The 17,372-nt window shown below is 54.3% G+C and carries 16 protein-coding genes, 1 tRNA gene and 1 pseudogene; 15 read left to right on the top strand and 3 right to left on the bottom strand.

What is annotated here, in order from left to right; genetic code table 11:
- The first annotated feature begins 1,030 nt into the window (after window positions 1-1,030).
- The 13 genes from AC6T8Q_RS03340 to AC6T8Q_RS03280 all read left to right on the top strand — a co-directional run bounded on the left by AC6T8Q_RS03340 (window position 1,031) and on the right by AC6T8Q_RS03280 (window position 14,295).
- Window positions 1,031-2,125, top strand: coding sequence for an ROK family protein (locus AC6T8Q_RS03340; RefSeq protein ID WP_500677730.1), 1,095 nt, complete (start codon window positions 1,031-1,033; stop codon window positions 2,123-2,125).
- Window positions 2,122-3,222, top strand: coding sequence for a mandelate racemase/muconate lactonizing enzyme family protein (locus AC6T8Q_RS03335; RefSeq protein WP_500677729.1), 1,101 nt, complete (start codon window positions 2,122-2,124; stop codon window positions 3,220-3,222). The genes AC6T8Q_RS03340 and AC6T8Q_RS03335 overlap by 4 nt, the downstream gene beginning before the upstream one ends.
- Window positions 3,215-3,949, top strand: a complete 735-nt coding sequence (locus AC6T8Q_RS03330) for an amidohydrolase family protein (protein ID WP_500677728.1) — start codon at window positions 3,215-3,217, stop codon at window positions 3,947-3,949. Before AC6T8Q_RS03335 ends, AC6T8Q_RS03330 begins: the two co-directional genes overlap by 8 nt.
- 28 nt (window positions 3,950-3,977) lie before the next feature.
- Window positions 3,978-4,805, top strand: coding sequence for an amidohydrolase family protein (locus AC6T8Q_RS03325; RefSeq protein WP_500677727.1), 828 nt, complete (start codon window positions 3,978-3,980; stop codon window positions 4,803-4,805).
- Window positions 4,802-5,683, top strand: a complete 882-nt coding sequence (locus AC6T8Q_RS03320; protein WP_500677726.1) for an amidohydrolase family protein — start codon at window positions 4,802-4,804, stop codon at window positions 5,681-5,683. Before AC6T8Q_RS03325 ends, AC6T8Q_RS03320 begins: the two co-directional genes overlap by 4 nt.
- On the top strand, window positions 5,680-7,566 hold the full coding sequence (locus AC6T8Q_RS03315) for a sodium:solute symporter family transporter (RefSeq protein ID WP_500677725.1): 1,887 nt from the start codon (window positions 5,680-5,682) through the stop codon (window positions 7,564-7,566). Before AC6T8Q_RS03320 ends, AC6T8Q_RS03315 begins: the two co-directional genes overlap by 4 nt.
- A gap of 27 nt (window positions 7,567-7,593) precedes the next feature.
- Entirely contained in the window at window positions 7,594-8,115 is a 522-nt protein-coding gene (locus AC6T8Q_RS03310; RefSeq protein ID WP_500677724.1) for a hypothetical protein, read from the top strand.
- A gap of 1 nt (window position 8,116) precedes the next feature.
- Window positions 8,117-8,956 carry a creatininase family protein gene (locus tag AC6T8Q_RS03305; RefSeq protein ID WP_500677723.1) on the top strand — a complete coding sequence of 280 codons (840 nt, stop codon included), beginning with the start codon at window positions 8,117-8,119 and terminating at the stop codon, window positions 8,954-8,956.
- Window positions 8,957-8,962: 6 nt separating this feature from the next.
- Window positions 8,963-10,084, top strand: a complete 1,122-nt coding sequence (locus tag AC6T8Q_RS03300; RefSeq protein ID WP_500677722.1) for a Gfo/Idh/MocA family protein — start codon at window positions 8,963-8,965, stop codon at window positions 10,082-10,084.
- Window position 10,085: 1 nt separating this feature from the next.
- Window positions 10,086-10,478, top strand: a complete 393-nt coding sequence (locus AC6T8Q_RS03295) for a RidA family protein (protein ID WP_500677721.1) — start codon at window positions 10,086-10,088, stop codon at window positions 10,476-10,478.
- Window positions 10,479-10,570: 92 nt separating this feature from the next.
- Window positions 10,571-11,206 carry an RraA family protein gene (locus AC6T8Q_RS03290; protein WP_500677720.1) on the top strand — a complete coding sequence of 212 codons (636 nt, stop codon included), beginning with the start codon at window positions 10,571-10,573 and terminating at the stop codon, window positions 11,204-11,206.
- A gap of 59 nt (window positions 11,207-11,265) precedes the next feature.
- Window positions 11,266-12,363, top strand: a complete 1,098-nt coding sequence (locus AC6T8Q_RS03285; protein ID WP_500677719.1) for a sugar kinase — start codon at window positions 11,266-11,268, stop codon at window positions 12,361-12,363.
- Window positions 12,364-13,812: 1,449 nt separating this feature from the next.
- Window positions 13,813-14,295: a helix-turn-helix domain-containing protein gene (locus AC6T8Q_RS03280; RefSeq protein WP_500677718.1), complete on the top strand. Its 483-nt coding sequence runs from the start codon at window positions 13,813-13,815 to the stop codon at window positions 14,293-14,295.
- Here AC6T8Q_RS03280 and AC6T8Q_RS03275 read toward each other — a convergent pair.
- Window positions 14,292-15,440 (bottom strand): tyrosine-type recombinase/integrase, encoded by a 1,149-nt coding sequence (locus tag AC6T8Q_RS03275; protein WP_500677717.1) that lies wholly within the window; start codon window positions 15,438-15,440, stop codon window positions 14,292-14,294. The genes AC6T8Q_RS03280 and AC6T8Q_RS03275 overlap by 4 nt on opposite strands.
- Window positions 15,441-15,557: 117 nt before the next feature.
- On the opposite strand from AC6T8Q_RS03275, the gene AC6T8Q_RS03270 reads away from it, so the two are divergent.
- Window positions 15,558-15,631 (top strand) — tRNA-Arg (locus AC6T8Q_RS03270).
- A 338-nt stretch (window positions 15,632-15,969) separates the two neighbouring features.
- Here AC6T8Q_RS03270 and AC6T8Q_RS03265 read toward each other — a convergent pair.
- Window positions 15,970-16,557: pseudogene (locus AC6T8Q_RS03265) on the bottom strand (tyrosine-type recombinase/integrase); the annotation flags it as partial.
- On the opposite strand from AC6T8Q_RS03265, the gene AC6T8Q_RS03260 reads away from it, so the two are divergent.
- The gene (locus AC6T8Q_RS03260) at window positions 16,528-16,923 is read left to right on the top strand and encodes a hypothetical protein (RefSeq protein ID WP_500677716.1); all 396 of its coding nucleotides are present in this window, start codon (window positions 16,528-16,530) and stop codon (window positions 16,921-16,923) included. The pseudogene AC6T8Q_RS03265 and the gene AC6T8Q_RS03260 sit on opposite strands and share 30 nt — an antisense overlap.
- A 171-nt stretch (window positions 16,924-17,094) precedes the next feature.
- Here the strand turns inward: AC6T8Q_RS03260 and AC6T8Q_RS03255 are convergent.
- Window positions 17,095-17,372, bottom strand: a 278-nt coding sequence (locus AC6T8Q_RS03255) for a helix-turn-helix transcriptional regulator (RefSeq protein WP_500677715.1), incomplete at its 5' end; no start/stop codon positions are given.

Genomic DNA, 17,372 nt, shown 5'->3' with positions numbered 1-17,372 from the left:
GCTGCGACTGGTGACAGCTAGAGAGGCACATACCCCAACGCAGATGCACACAAATCGAAGCCCAAATCTAAAGCGAGATGCGAAATACATGAAGAGAATCTCCAGGAGTTCATAGTACGACGTGTTCAATTGCCTTTGCGCCGGCAACGAGAGCCTGACTTTACTTCCACCAAGTGCACAGCTTTCCAGGTATGGGTATTGCCACGCACCAACCGATTCCACGCTCTTCTATTACGGTTCATCACCCCAGATTCGGCGAAGATGCAAATTGATCAATCAAGGGCCACGCGAATTTCGAGGGCATCTGCCGCTGCGAAGCCCGCTGCCCTGTCGGGCCTCGCAGCACCTCATGCAGTGCGCTGAATTAACTCGCACGGCTCACCGATTGGAGTGACTAAACGCGATCTTAACCCCCGCTAAAAACGCTGTCAATTCTTTTTAATACATTTGTGGAAGTTTTAAATTCTCTCTGCCCAGCGGCATGTTTTTCTATTCCATTCATCATTTCTGCGTATTCGACAGCTCCTTGCAGCATTTAATCGAAACGATTGACGCGGGTATCTATGCCTGTTAAATTCATACTTGTAAGTAATTCGTCAGGCGGAGCGAAAGCGTTATCCTCACGTGTGACTGTACTTGGCGGCTACGCAGATTCCGTTGACATGGGCTGTAAAAAAAGCAACTCCTACTGTTGCGTTGACAGCAGACCTGTGGAATCCGGCTGAATCGTGACAGTTTCGTTCGGTGCAACGTCGCAAGGGATCGAATTGCAATCGCGCATTCTCGGCAACCGGTGTCAAAAATGACCAATCGACCAACTGAATCGTCGTCTCCCCCGCTTACTTTAGATCCGGTTCGAGGCGGTTATCGCAATTCGAAGCGAGGCTACAATCGATCATTAATATGTGCGTCGCTGTTTCATGAAGGACCACGTTCGCGTGTGGGTCTAAAGCAGACTACCGGATTACCACCTTCTCGTCTTTCAGAAATCTGTGGTGAGTTGCTCCGTGACGGTGTGATACGTGAGAGCATGATTGCACCTCCCACCGGTAGCGGCCGAGGGCGTCCACAGTCCCTCCTTGAACTCGACCTGCGTCGTCTCGGCGTGGCATGTGTGCGGTATAACCAGGATTTTATTACGACTGCACTGGTTGATCTGGCTGGCACAGTCCATTGGAAGCGGCAATGGAAGGGGCCGTTTGGCGACGCGACCAGCATGCTTCGCACCATTTCCAAATGCGTATCGCAGATCCTCGAAGTGGCCCCCAGCTTAGGGATTGGGCTGGTAGGAGTGGGGGCAGCGGATCCAGGTACGGTTGACGTTGCCACAGGACGTTCGCTTCGTGCCGTCAATGTGCCTGGTTGGAATGACGTACCGGTCGTCGACCATTTGACTGCTGCTACTGGTTTGACGGGTGTTATTCAACGTAGCGATGGCTGGCAAGCGCTCGGAGAAGTCGCATACGGTGCCGGCCGTGGATCCCAGCACGTACTGTTCGTCACTCTTTTGGAAGGTATTGGCGGGGGTATTGTTGAGGGCGGGACCCTCCTCGCAGGCAGGGATGGCTCTGCTGGTGAAATTGGCCATACGCGCGTTGCGATTGACGGGCCGTTATGCGGATGTGGCGGTCGCGGCTGCTTGGAAGCTCATTTGGCTCCTTCGCGTCTAGCGGCATTGTGGCAGGGTGCGTTGCCAGCCGAACTGGATAGCATTGCGCCGCGCGGTGAATCGGAAGGAGATGATTTCGCCCAAATGCTCGCAGCGGCGCAGCGCGGTGATGAAAAAGCCCGCGAAGTGATGTCGACCGCAGCGAACGCGTTGGCAATCGGCCTTGGTAATGCGGTTAGCTTGTTGAATCCTGAACGTATTATTCTCGGTGGCCGCTTTGTCGGTGCGGGGGAATCGCTGGTATCGTTGCTGCGTCTAGCGCTCCCGAAGTTCTCGCTACCTGAACTTGTCGCCAACGTTGATATTCGCCTCGCCGAACTTGGTGAAGATTCGGTGTTTTTAGGTATCGCCGCTCATGTGCGCAATTGTGTCTTCGCTTATCCATCAATGGGTGGCACGGTCGATCGACGTGCGGTACCCAAGCAAGCGATTGCCACGAATCAGGAGGCGAAATGACCGTTTGCGTAAGAGAAATCGAGGCTCGCATCGTCGATTATCCAGTGCGGATAGATGGCGCGATCGTTTCATCACTGGGCCGACATACCGCGTCACGCTATCTCGTGGTGACAGTGCGCAATTCTGACGGCATCTGTGGTTACGGGGAAGCGACTACGGCTCCGATTTGGAGCGGCGAGACGGCCGAATCGGCAAAGTGGATGATCGACAATTTACTAGGACCCTTGGTAGTCGGCGCCAGCTTTGATCATCCGTCTGACGCTGTTGTTCACATGGATCGTCAGTTGCACGGTAATTCCTTTGGCAAGGCAGCGATCGACATTGCGCTTTGGGATCTGTGGGCCAAGCAGCAGCACACGTCTGTTTCCGCTCTCATTGCCGACCGACAGACCGTGGCAACTGTACCAACTCGCGTTACTATCGGCGCTTACCCGCCAAAGAAAACCGTGGAACTAGCCGAAGAATTCTGGGCTGCTGGCGTGCGGACGTTGAAATTCAAAACCGCCGTGCCTGGCATTGACGATGTCGCACGACTGCGAGCCGTACGAGAGGCACTCGGCGACGAACCGGTTTTCACTATCGATGACAACGGTGCACATTCAACGGCAGAAGAAGCTGCCGACGCGATCAATCGCCTGGAACCGTTCCATCTCGCGTTGGCCGAGCAACCCACTCGCCGTGATCGGATCTCTTTGCTTGCCGAAGTCCGCCAGCGCACGTCCGTGCCAATTATGGCCGACGAAGCGGTGTTCACTCCGGACGAGCTTGACGAAGCACTAGCGCTTGAGGCGATCGACATTCTTTCGATCTACCCTGGAAAGAACGGCGGTTTCACCCATGCTTTGCGGATGGCCAAGCTCGCGCAATCAGCCGGTATCCCATGTGCGATTGGCTCGAATCTGGAAACGGACCTTGGTCAGGCTCCGAATGTTTGCTTGGCCGCGAGCCTAAGCGCGTTTCCAGTCGATCGCTTCGCCTGCGACTTGATGGGCGCGATGTTCTACAAGGAATCGGCGGTCGAACCCCCCATTGTATTCGATCATGGTAGGGTGCAACTACCAATTGGGCCCGGCTTCGGAGTAACACCACGTGTCTAGCCAACATCGATTCATCGACGCTCATGCGATGCTCGGAAATGAAGTGTACCTCGCGCTCGATGAGGGTGAATTGGTGCGCCGCATGGACGACGCAGGTATCGAACTGGCAATCGCGCGACCTATGGGAAGTGGTTTGGTCGTGAACCACCGCGAAGGCAACGACTTGGTGCTCAAGACGGGGCCGAGAATTCGCGGGCTAGCAAGCATCAATCCCTGGTGGGGTCGCCCAGCACTCGAAGAACTGGCGCGGTGTCGCGACCTGGGTGCGGTCGGACTGTTTCTCGATCCGTTACGACAAGGTTTCTTTCCGACCGAAGACATTGCCAACCCGATCTACGAACGGGCCGCAGAGTATGGCTGGCCAATCATGTTCCGCACCGGAACGTATGTTTTTGCCGATGTCATCGCTGTCGTGGAAGTCGCCCGCCGCTTCCCACAAATCGACTTCATCGCAGGCTTCGGTGGCTATGCCGACATGTGGTTTGAAATGACCGCCGCGATTGGTGCGGTTCCGAATCTCTATCTCGACGGCTCGCTCCTGTGGGCTGAAGGAATAGAGGAAGTGATCAACACGCACGGGGCAGGGCGCGTGTTGTTCGGTAGTGCCGAGCCGCGCAATCGTTACCGCGTCAACTTGCGGTCCCTCGAACGGTTGGAGCTTCCAGACGACGTTCGCCGGGCCATTTTCTGTGAGAATGCCGAACGCCTGTTCAAACTCACTGCGTAGTTGCCATTTAAAGGTTGTATCGCCGCACATGACACGCATCATCGATTTCCATACCCATCTCGACGAACGTTGGCTGCACGTTAAAACAGCCTCAGCGGCTGATATGATTGCCGCCCTCGATCGCCACGGCGTAGATATAGCCTGCGTCTTTACGATCATGGGATTCTACGAAGACTGCCGTGCGCACAACGATGCCCTCCTCGAACGGGCCAACTTCCGTCCCGACCGACTGATTCCCTTTGTCACGGTCGATCCGAAAGTGGGCGCAGACGCGGTCGACGAACTCGAACGCTGCTTGGCAAACCCACGGTTTCGGGGCGTGAAGTTTCATCCGTGGTTGCAAGCGTTCGCGTCGAGCATGCTGCGCGACACCATGCTCCAGATTTTACGGGTTGCCGGGCGTTATCAAGTACCGGTGCTATTCCATGATGGCACACCACCCTATTCCACAACGTATCAAATTGCCGAGTTGGCCCGTTGGGCGCCTGAAACTACGATCGTACTTGGGCATGCCGGCTCGGCAGACTACGTCGATCCGGCGGCGCAGCTTATCCGTGATCTGCCTAACTTGTATGGAAATTACTGTGGATCTCGACCTGGCGACTTGCTTCATCTCGTGGCGACCGGAGGTGCGGACAAAATCATTTTCGGTTCTGATTTCGGCGCAGGTACATGGAAGCTGTTGCCGGAACGCATCGACAACGTACTAGAGGCGGGTCTTTCGCCAGCCGATGTTGATAGCGTGCTCTACACCAATGCGGCACGGCTGCTGCATCTTGAAGAGCAACCCCTGACCCGAAGACCCTCCGAAACCAATGGAGCCGCGCGTCCAGCGAAAACTGAGGTCAAATCATGATCGTCGACGTTCACTCGCACCACTGGCCCGCTGGGTGCTTTTCGGATGAGTTCATCGCTGACACGCGGCGGATGCGAATCAACACGGTCAGCCTCGAGACGAGCTACTCCAAGTACCGAGCCGGCCTGCCCGACGGTGAGGATGTGGTCTCAATCGTCTTTGGCGGCAAAGCGCGCCACTCCGGCACATGGATCGAAGACGCCGATATTGCTGCTTACGTCGCTCAAGATCCAGAGCACATGATCGGCTTTCTGTCGGTCGATCCAACGCAGCCCAATTGGCAAGACGAACTGCGCGAAGGGCATCAGAAACTTGGCCTGCGCGGCGTCAAGTTGCTGCCGATGTACGCGAACTTCTATCCCCAAGACAAGGCGCTTGATCCTCTTTGGGTGTATGCGACCAAGCACAATTTACCGGTGCTGCTACACACCGGCACGACATTCGTGGCCAAAGCGTCGATGGATTGCACGCTACCACGCCATCTGGATGACGTTGCCTGCCGATTCCCTGATGTGAAAATGATCCTGGCGCATCTGGGCCACCCCTACGAGGGCGAAACAGTAGCCGTAATTCGCAAACACCCGAATCTGTTTGCCGACATCAGTGCCCTCTTCTACCGGCCGTGGCAATTATTTCACAGCCTAATGCTGGTTGAGGAATACAACGTCTGGGGAAAAATCCTATTCGGCACCGATTCCCCTGTAACCACAGTTGCTGAAACTGCCACAGGCCTACGTGCGCTCGCTAATGTGAAAATCGATCGCTTTTCTTTGTCAGCCGAAAAAATAGAACAACTCATCCACCGCGACGCCCTTTCTTTGCTCGGCCTGGAAGACGCGCTTGCAACGGCAATGACATTTAAAAGGAGTACCCCTTGAATCTGTTGCTTGCCGACAGTCTGGCGCTCTCACTTACTCCATACGATTGGGGAGTGATCATCGTCTATTCTCTCGCGATGATCGGAATGGGAGTATATTTTTCCAGTGCTGCGACGAAGTCTGCCGATGGCTTCCTGATTGGCGAGCGGAGCTTGCCTTGGTGGGTCATTGGTTTCGCCAACGTGTCCACGTACTCTGATTCCGGTGGCGGATGGGTCTGGCTGTTTTTCCTGGGCGGCTTCATGTATTTGAACCAAATCGCCTGGATCGCCTGGCCGATTTGGATGCCGCTTGTGGGTATCTTCTGGGCCAAAATGTGGCGGCGCAGCGGTTTGGTTACCACGGGTGAGCTCCTGGAATTTCGCTATTCCGGCAAAACTGCAGCTCGCTTTCGAGGCTTTTACGGTGTCTACGCTTGCGTCTGCTGGGCCACCATTTTTCTAGGGTACGGCACTGCACTACTCGCCCAACTACTCGCTCCGCTCATTGGCTGGGATCCAGTGTGGGTGATTATTACATTTGGTGCCGTAGCCACCGCATATACGGTACTCGGCGGACTGCTTGGTGCTGCTTATGTCGACGTTCCCCAATTCGCGATATTCTTCTCCGCTGCGTTCCTAATTTGGTTCTTCGGGATCCAAGAATTTGGCAGCTATCAAGAGATGCTTGACCGCGCCATTGCTAATCGAGGCCCCGACTTTTGGCAGATATTTCCGCCGTCGAGTGGTGACAATCGCTTCGTCGATCCATGGACGTTTTTGGCGCTCATCGTCATTGGGCTTTTCCTCGCGGGCAGCCCCTCCGCCGGCGAAGGTTGGACCGCCCAGCGTTGCCTCGCTGCGAAAGATGAACGCCATGCGGTGCTCGGCCAAATGTTCAACTGCGTTCTGTCGCTCGTGATTCGAATGGTTCCATTGTTGCCGCTGGGCGTGTTAGCGATCGCCCTTTTTCCGTCGGCCGATCCTGGCATGAACAAGACAATTGTTCTCCCCGACGGTAGTGAGGCCGCGTCGATCAGCGTCTGGTCGCAGTTAGTGGTCCGTTATGCTGACAAACTCCCTGGTTTCGGCGGGTTGATGATCGCTGCGGTTCTCGCGGGCTACATGTCCACAGTCGGCACATTGTTGCAATGGGGATCGTCGTTTGTCGTAAACGACATGTATCGCCGCCACATCCGCCCGGATGCGCCCGAGCGCGAGCATATTCGTGTTGCTCGCATCGTAATGATTTCAATGATGATAGCCGGAACAGTCCTTGCCGTGGGTATTCATGACATCGAACCGTGGGTCATGTTCATCAACGCGGCGATGATCACGCCGGCACTCCCGTTAGCTTGGCTCCGCTGGTTTTGGTGGCGATTCAATATCTGGGGTGAACTTTTTGGACTCGTCATTTCCGTGCCGCTGGCAAGTCTGATTTGGTTTGGCTTCGGTGCCAACACGTGGCCGTTCTGGCAGCCAACGCTACTTTTGTTGGGCATCGGCCTCGTGGGAAGCGTCGCCGTCGCGCTTCTCACCCCCGCGGAGGCGCCAGATACATTGCGCAGCTTCTACCTGAAGATTCGCCCACCGGGCGCTTGGGGACCGATCCGAGACGCGTTGGTCGCTGAAGGTTTAGTCGATCCCGCACAACAACGCCGTGAGTTCCGTTGGGACTTGTGCGCATCTGTTTGCGGGATTGTATTCTGCTTCACGATGACTTACGCCTATTTTTGCTCCGTGATGCTCCATTGGTGGCTGGCCGGCGTGCTCGCACTCGTCTCAATCGTGAGCGGTGGAGCGTTCTTTGCCTGCTGGTTGCAGAGTACCTACGCAGCAAAATCGGTCGATGAATCAGTGGCATGGCAGCCGGCATCCCGGCCATCGCAGATGGCTAACAATTGATAAATGGAAACTAGAAGTATGGTAACGATGGAAACGAATGCAGAACAAATTGACCTCGTGGCTCGAGGTACACTTGATAATCCTTATGACGCGCACCGTGAGCCCGATCATCATGCGCTGTGGGAGATACTTGTTGCCCGCGATTCCGAGGCGTTTGTGGAATGCGACTGGTCGGTGTGCAAAGAGGATTTTGCACCAATGCGATTCGATGGCATTAGCGCCCAGGGTTCGTTCGACCCGCTCAATTGGAGCCTTCAATATCCCACAGTTGATTCCTACAGAGACGACTGGCTCAGAATGGCAGAGGCATATAGACAGGTGCCATTGGCAGATATATCGCACCGCGCTTTTCTCTACCTTATGCAGACGTTCGCCCGCGTTGATCTCGCCGATGATCGCGCCGTCGTCTGGAAGCAATTTCGTGCAGAGGCTCTGCTTACCACAGGCGAGCGTCATCGTGCACTGGGACAAAGCGTCTATCGCCTACACCGGATCGACGGTCGCTGGTTAATCGTCGGATTTGTCGGCTATTTGCCGTTGGGGTCGTAACATGCGTTGGTCAGAAATGAACTCTAGGCAAATCGACGGCCGCACACGCGACTCGATCTGTGTATTGCCGATCGGTGCACTTGAACAGCATGGCCCGCACTTACCCGTGGCTACCGACACTTTAATCGCTGAGGCGATGAGCTGCGAACTCGACGCCGTCTGCGATGAGGCGCTTCTTGTGATGCCGGCACTGAGCATCACCTGCAGCCTGCACCACATGGCTTTCGCTGGGACATTGACGGTCGATCACAACACGTTCCGCGCGACCGTCGAACAAGTCCTGCGCTCCGCAGCGGCCCATGGCTTTCGCCGGTTTTTCGTGCTCAACGCGCATGGCGGCAATATGGCCCAAGGCGCTGCGACGATTGAAGAACTCGCCACCACTCTGCCTGAGTGTGAAGTCGTTTTTGCTACTTGGTTCCGAGCCGCGGCGGCCGAACTTCGTCCGCTCGTTCAAGGCGCTTATCCCGCTGTCGGGCATGCCTGCGAATTCGAAACCAGCTTGATCATGGCTATTCGCCCTGACCTTGTAAATAATAAAGCGATCATCGACGGTGGCATCGTACCCGAATCACACCTGCTACGTGGAGATATGCTGAGTGGCGCACCCGTAACACGCTCTTTACCGTTCGACAACATAACGACCAGCGGTGTTTGGGGGAAACCATCGCTGGCGTCGGCTCAAAAAGGACGATCGATTCTCGACACGACCATTCCGGTGCTAAAGAATCTACTCGCAGCCTATTGGCCGGACGCACCGGGAATCGTTTCCAACACATCGACAAATGGCGAGCAAACGGAACTTCTATGCTCCGTGGTATGCGAGTCCGACAAGGAGTAGAACACAGTGATTTCTGTAGGTCTGATCGGTTGTGGCGACGTTGCGGAGTACGGGCATCTGCCCACCATGCTTACGCACGAGCGTTTCAGGTTGGTAGCGGTCTGCGATGTTTCGCCGTCGCGAGCTAACTTGCTTGCCGCCCGCGCGGGTGGAATTCCCGCCTATCGCAATTGGCGCGAGCTGTTGGAAAACGAAAAGCTCGATGCAGTTGTGCTTGCACTTCCTCCGGAGGTCAGCCCCGTTATCGTCGAAGAATGCCTTGCAAGAGGCTTGGCTGTACTCGACGAAAAGCCTCTCGCTGCAAGTGTCGCCGCGGGCCGCCGCCTCACTCACCTGATCAGCAGCCGCGAATGTGTCTATCAGGTCAGCTTTGTGCTTCGTTACGGCGATTGGGTTAGCGACATCCAACAGATATCCGCAGATCTGGGCTCGCCGCTCCAAATTAATGTCAATATTTTTGATGAACGACTTGACGCGGAAAACGAGGTCCACCTGTCTCGAATCCAAGGCTTTTTGCGTAATAGTTCGGCGTTAACGCATGAAGGGTCACATGTCATCGATTATGTTGGCCTTTGGCACCATGCTAATTGGTCGCGCGTCACGGCGACCGCCCGTAAGACACGCGATATATTCAATGGCCCGAATGTTTGGAGCGCGCGGATCAACTCTGAAGACGGGACCACCCTTGATATCCAAGTTGGATGGTTGTTGGCCGAATTGCCGGCGTCGACAATCGCGGTTCAAGGTCCGCATGGAAGACTACAGTTCAATCTTGTGACGGGATGCGGAGAACTGGAGATCGCAGGAAACCGGAAAGCACTCGACTGGAAGCCACTCTCTGCCGAATGGCGACGACAATACGACGCGTTCGCCGACGCCATTGATGCAGGTCGTGCAACTTGCGCCACGATTCACGACGCTTTGCGAGCGTTGGAAGTCACCGCAGCTTGCGAACTATCGGCACGCGAAGGTCGTGAAATTACGCGTGCCGAATTTCAAAGTGACAGCCGGATCGAGCGCTTCGACGATCCCCATGCCTGGCCCACGATACCAGAAGGCGCGGCCCACGTGTGGGGAGATGAGTCTGTGGCAAGCCGCCGCCCTGCCATGAAAGAAGGAAGCAGATAGGATGCCCTTCAAGCCACTCCGACCTGTCCGCGGCCCCGATGTCATCAATAGCCCGCTTCCGTTCTCGCCGGCCATTCGTGCGGGCGACTATGTTTTCGTATCTGGCATGGCCTCCGCCGATGAAAACGGGCAGCTAATTCCAGACACGTTCGAAAACGAAGCCCATCGCACGTATGAGAATGTCCGTCGCGTGCTCGCTGCCGCGGGACTCGACTTCTCGCGGGTTGTGCAGGTGCGCGTTTATCTCTCCAACAAAGAAGATTGGGACGCACACAATCGAATCTACCGCGAGTACTTCTCTGAACCGTATCCAGCGCGCACGACATTAATCGGCTGTCTGGGTGATCTGGTGAAGTACGAAGTCGACCTCATCGCCTACGCTGGTGAAGAGTAGCTGTAACCACCTATTTGTCATATGTGAACCGTTTTATGTTGCACCATCATACCGTTACCATACCCCAATCGGATGCATCTCTTTTTGAGTGGATGCGTAAGCAACTCCGGGTGCCGGCAGTTTGCGATATCCTGGATGACCTTGGCTATCGCGATCGTGCCATGCACCAGCGCCTACGGCCACTCGCTCCCACTCAATGCAATTTTGCCGGACGGGCGCGAACTTTCCGCTGGATGGAGACGGATTACGTTGTTGAAGAAGATCCATATGGCCTAGAAATTGACGCCATGGATTCCCTTGGTCCTGGCGACGTGGCAGTGCATTCGACTGATACCGGCCTCACAAATGCACCGTGGGGAGAGCTGATGAGTACATTGGCCAAGCGGAACGGTTGCGTGGGCTGTGTCTGCGATGGGCTAATCCGCGATTGCCAGCAGATTATTGCCATGGAGTTTCCGGTCTTTCATGTCGGCATCCGACCTGTCGACAGCAAGGGCCGCGGACGGGTCATGGCGTACGATGTACCAGTCCGATGCGGCGAAGTACTAGTGCATCCGCAAGAGCTTGTCTTCGCCGATTTCGACGGTGTGGTAGTGATCCCGCGCGCTGTGGAGGCTGAAGTGATGAGCCTCGCTGCTGAGAAACTCTCCATGGAAAACGCTGCTCGAAGTGAGATGTTGAATGGTCGCACTTTGCGTAGCGTATTCGATGAGTTTGGCGTACTCTAGGCACCTCTCACTTTTAGCCAATAAGCCCCGTGTACCAAATAATAGATTAACGGGCGGAGATGACAGCAGTGGCAAAGATCATAACATTCGGCGAAGTTATGGGCCGGCTCTGTCCGTCTGGCATGCGTAGATTGCAACAGCAATTACCTGGACTTTTGGAGTTTACCTTTGGCGGAGCTGAAGCAAATGTAGCAGCGTCACTGGCCATATTGGGGGCCCATGTAAGCTTTGTTAGTGCATTACCAGACAACCGTATCGCAGATTCATGTATCGGAACACTAAGAGGGTTAGGTGTCTGCACACGCCACATCATTAGAAGCAAAACAGGAAGACTAGGCCTCTATTTCTTAGAGTCAGGGGCTAATCAGCGCCCCAGCCAAGTCGTTTATGATCGTGAAGGGTCATCGATAGCACTGGCTGGGCCCGACTCGTACGACTGGTCGAACATATTTAGCGATGCAACTTGGCTGCACCTGAGTGGTATTACACCATCGCTGTCGAAAAACTCGGCTGAAAGCACGATCGCCGCTGCTAAGTCGGCAAAGGTGGCAGGTCTCAATGTTTCGTGTGACTTGAACTTTCGCAAAAAACTCTGGCGCTGGGCAGGTACGAATCCGCGTGAACTTGCGGAGAAAACGATGCGAGAGATTCTGCCCTCTGTCGACCTGCTGATTGCCAATGAGGAAGATTGCCACGACGTGCTCAACATTCAGGCCGCAGACACCGATGTTCACTCGGGTCAACTTGCGATCGAGCGGTATTTTGACGTCGCGCGTCAAGTCGTTGTGCAGTTTCCGCAGATATCGCGAGTAGGTATCACGCTGCGCCAGAGCATCTCAGCCACACACAATAACTGGGGCGGGATGCTCTACGCTGCCAAAGATGACTCGGTCCACCTTGCTCCGCTTAACGACAACCGATATAGGCCGTATGAAATCCGCAATATTGTCGATCGAGTCGGCGCGGGCGATGCCTTCGCCGCTGGCTTGATTTTCGCCCTCAATACTCCAGAACTCGCTGGCGGTCAAAATGCGATCTCGTTCGCGGTGGCCGCGTCGTGTCTCGCTCATTCGGTCGTCGGTGACATTAACTATTCGACTCGAAGTGAAATCGAGGCCGTTATGCGTGGTTCGGTTACCGGCAGAGTGGTTAGATAGTAGCGCATCTTTAGCCTGCAGAGGAACGCCGCGAGGGCGAGAAAGGTCAAATCTTTTCCCAACTCTGGCTTGGAAATGTTGACATGCGTGGTATGAAAACTAGTGATGAAGTTCATCGTCATGAACTTATGGGTTGATAGCAAATCTTAATGCCAATGTCTGTATCAGAAGTTTCTGTACAGGCCGAGACCTCCGCTCGGGTTCGACAAGGACTGCGCCCCGCCCGCCTCTGCTCCTCGCGTCAGCCGCCAGCAGGAAGTGAGGGGCCGATGCGTTGGCGACGGCGGAGAGACTTCGGCGAAGTCCTTGGGTGGAAAACATATCCGACACTCTCGCTGCAAATACCACATTTTCTGAACTTTTGCCGGGCGCTCTTTCTGTTTCACGCCTTTCGAATGGACCCTACCGCGGTTGGTCTCTAAGAGCCTCAATTCCCGCGGGACCATAAGCCACGGTCAGTGACCAGTCCGATGCAAATCTGTAGTCGGTTAACTAGCCCTGTTTTCGACAGTTTTGGATTATCGCGAGAATCTGAGTGCGGGCTTCGGTCGTGAGGTGCCCCCAGCTGCATACGACTGAGATCAAATCTGGCCATGTTCTGAGCAAACCTGCATACACTTTCGCATACACTATATTGGGCAGGGTCAGTTCTTGCGGGATTTGCGGGTCCTGTTCGATTCCAACAGGGAGCACTTCGGTCTGCATGTCGGTAGTTGCTACCGAATCTGGTAGAACCAGACGTCCCCCATGTCGGTAGCAAGCTTGTTTCTCAACCGCAAGAACACTCAAAACGAATCGGGGTGCGTACATTCACTCCTAAATTAAAAAGCGGAAGTATTTCGAGCAACACCTCGAGTATGATTGCCATTAAGTCGGTGGGTATAGCTACACATCCAAGGCGGGATGGAAGATGCTGCAGATGGCTTGCGATGGGATGCAAGTGCCTATAATTGCGGGGTGGTGAGTGAAGCGAACGACAACTACGCCTATAAGTCGCCTGCTCTAACGATTGATCGGCTAAAGCTTCCCGCAGGTCTTTAGTATTGGGCAAAGCATCGGGGTATCTTTGGTGCGCATATGGTGCGCACTCAAAGAGATAACTATACGTGCGTAACTTTCTACTGATTAAGAGTCAGTTGCTCAAGTCAACGATCCAGTCATGGAGGCGAACATTTTTTCCCGCGGGTGTGGATTGCTATTGCTAACCACTACCTCATTACCCGTTGCCACCTGCGTCGGCGAAATGGGTATTAAAGCCGTGCTGATCTCGAACTCGGTTCGTTCAAGTTACCGCTGAGTACTTCGTCGGCAAAGTTGGAATCAGTACTACCACTATAACTCTCGGAAGAGTCTGCGAAATAGACAAAGAGTTTCTTCCCAAGTACGTGGGCTGAAAGGTTCTCCCTGTGGCGTATATTTGCTAAGTCCCTGTTTAATTAGCATCTAGTTATGTACGGCCGCGCAATGAATCTGCAAAAGCTACTCGGCGAACTCGATTCAATCTATGAATCTGATCCGACGGGACAATGGTCCGGCCATCGTGCGGCCGACATAGTCAATGAGGTCTCTGCAGTTATGGCCACGACCGGCCATGCGGATCTTGTCCGTGCTCCTATCCCTGACTGCGATGTAATCGATGCCAAGCGGTACGTAGCAGCTTGCGTAGCTGCATCCAGCAGAACGACGGAGAAGCCAGAAGCTCTTACGCCGCCAAGTGCTGCTAAACTACTCGGCATTACCCCGGAGGCAGTCATAGCCCTGATTCGCTCGGGCGAGCTTAAGGGGTCGAACATCGGCAACGGAAGCCAACGGCCGCGATTTCGTGTCACTAAGACGGCCATAGACATCTACCTAGAAAACAGAAACCCGGAGCCGCCTCGCAAGCACAAACGCGAAGCGAAACCAAACGATGTCATCGATTTTTTTCACTAAGCGCTCTTACGCCTGCGCTTCGGCTTCGAAGCGATAAACCAGTTGTGGACAAAGTTAGTGACTGACTTCAATCGATCATCGCTGACGCGCTCTTCGTTGTATCTTGTCGACATATCGTTAACATCTTCAACGTGTCCCATGATGAATCTAACGGCGTCACTATCGCGGGATTGCCCGGCGATTGTCTGAAACGTATGTCGAAGTGCGTAAAATCCTACACCTCGACGGTGCAATTCCAATGCCTTCAACAGCTTTGTCATTTCTTTGCTGATTGGATTGTCGTAGTCGCTCTTTGGCTCCCAAGTATTGCCGTACTTAGTAATGAAAACCCTGTTTAGATGCTCTTCATTTTTGGGTATCGGCCGACCATTTATTGCTACCTTAAGCGCCTTGATCGTTTCTTTCCAAAGCGGACTTCGACGATCAATACCAGTCTTCGGTCGTGGATAATCAAGCCAGCCATTCTTTAGATCAAGTGCCGATACACTTAACAAAGCACAATCGTGGTTACCCAAGCCACAATTGATTCCCAGATAAATCATCGCCTGCAGTTGAACACTGGCGATTTCCAATATGGAATGGATCTCTTCACCCGTAAAAAGTTTCTTTGGTCGGCGTTGCCGTTCTCTCCGCAACACAGCTAGGCTGGGTTTCTTGAAGGATTGGCCAAACTTCACCCGCACGTCAAACATGTCGTCAGCATATTTGAATAATGTTTTCGTGCAGGTAATGTCGGAACAGAGTGATACGGGTCCGTGGGTTGTCGCGAAGTCGGCTCGGAGCTTCTCAAAATCGGTAGGCCGTAGTGATGCCACTATCTTTTGCTTGCCGAACACTTTCAGCACGCGCGCGCTATTCGTGTAATAGTCCTGAAACGTGTTATTCTTTATTTCACCACTGGCAACTAGCCGCTTTTTGCTGGTCAAGAACGCGTTGACGAGGGTTTTGAGAGTTAGCCCATCGCCTTTAGCTTGCGGTGTACGTCCGGCTAGAAGATCGTCTTTTTGTTCCCGCCACTTATTTAATGCGGCTTGCGGATCGGACCACACTCCGAAATAATGTAGGCGTCCTCTTACCTTCTTTACCCACTGACCACAGGCATGGGGAAAGAGAGGGAAGTCCTTATGTGGCTTTTTGGGTTTCATGCTCAAGCTTACTTCACTTACCCACGTTTAGCGGGCGGGTGTGGTCTCGGGTGTGGTGGTATAATCACTACCTTCACCCTAGCTTGAAAAAACCCTAAAACAAGCGAAAAACGACATGCGTCCGTAGCTCAATTGGATAGAGCACTGGTCTTCGGAACCAGGGGTTGGGGGTTCGAGTCCCTCCGGGCGTACTACAATTCTCCTGCGACGCGTTGTGACTGGGAGCGTCAACTTCTGTCTGGATAACATCTTGCGTTAACAGCCCGCGGTCTTTTTGAAAAGACGCCCCACTCTTACCTAGTGCCCCCAATTGCCCCGCCGTGTCAGGTTGAGTCTCGTGCGCACTCCCCAGATGCTGTGGACAAGGTTGATTGATTCCCTCCTTAGGGCTTAAGGGCAGTGCCGCACGGCCATCACCGGAACGGAGCATCCGCGGTAAGCGATTGATGGCCTCCGTTTCCTCACTGAGGTCAGTGTGGCTGTAGACATTCATCGTCAACCGAATGTCGCAGTGACGGGCAAGTTTCTGCGCCGTCTTCGGCGTCACGCCTGCGCGACCCAGGTTGGTGATGAACGTATGCCGCATCGCATGGAAATCCGCGTAACGACCTTCGCGATCTCGATACACGAGCACGTCAGACTCTTCTCGTCGGGTGCGCTCGTCAGCAGTTTGAGCCTCGTCGAGCCATTTTGACCGAGCCGCTGCTAGATCTCTTTGCATCATTTCCGAAGTACGTCGATCAATACCCCCGGCGGCAGCCGACACGGGGAATAACAGCTCCTCCGGTCGGGGACACTTTGCCTTTAACCAGACGCCAAGATAATCTGCCACTTCGCTCGGCAAAACTTGCGTGTCGCAACGACGCCTTTTGCTATAGGCAGCTTGCACTGTTACCGTCGCCGGGGTTGTCTCGAAATTGAAGGCCCGCAGCTTGAGACTCCCAATCTCGCCACGCCGATAGCCAGTGGAAGCCGCGAGAAGGTACATTGCGGCCCGATCAATTCCAGTCAAGCCTACTTCGGGAGAGCCTTGCTCAGCGGCTTCCAACAGTCGAATGAATTCTTCGACCGAAATCGCGCGACGTTCATGGCGAAGATCGGCGCGGACGTTGAGCATTTTCAATTCGACCGTCGGATCTTCTGTGAGCCGTTTAGTACGGACCAACCACAAACAAAACTGACGAAATGCTCTGACATAGTGATTCGTTGTCTGCTTGCTGAGTCCCTCGTCACGAAGCTTTGCGAGAAAGCTATCCACCGCCGTGGCGCGAATAGCAGTAGGTCGACTGAACTTGCAGCCAGTGATGATTCGTTTCACCCGAGTCGTCACAGTATCAACTTGCAGCGGACTCACGTCTCGATCCTGCAAATGGCGTCGAAAATCATTTACATGCTGATCGATGGCACCTTCGCCATCCTGCTCCGGCGCGGCTTTCAAACCCCGGCGCACCAGCCGAGCATCTTCCTCCAGTTGCGCCGCTAGGCGTTCCGTCGCTGACCGATCAGAAAATCCTTTCACAGTTTTCCTCAGGCCGAGGTGGTTTTTGTATCCGATATACCAGCAGGACCGTTTCTTGCCGCTTTCTTGAGTTCGTTTGTAGATTGACGCCATGGTATGGGTTCCTTTCGGAATTCATTCTTGATCGTGGGGAGGCTACTTACAACCGTCTTCAATCCAGCGTTCCACATCCTTCGCACGCCAGCGAGTGCTGCCACCAATGCGAATGGGCTCAGGAAATTTTCGAGCACTCACCAGTCGCCACAAAGTTCGGGTAGAAATTGAAACAATCTTGGCAACCTCAGGCGCTTTCAGCAGCTGAGGCTTTCCGCTTCCGTCGAATCCATTGGTACCGATTTGTGAGACCATGACGACTACTCTTCCCCCGCTCTGCGGTTTGAATCTTGGTGCATAGAAAAAATCCAGGTGTGTGC

The organism is Bythopirellula sp., assembly GCF_041737835.1.
GTDB lineage: Bacteria > Planctomycetota > Planctomycetia > Pirellulales > Lacipirellulaceae > Bythopirellula.
Note: the sequence above shows the minus strand (reverse complement) of the source record. Positions and strands in the feature narration are given on the sequence as shown.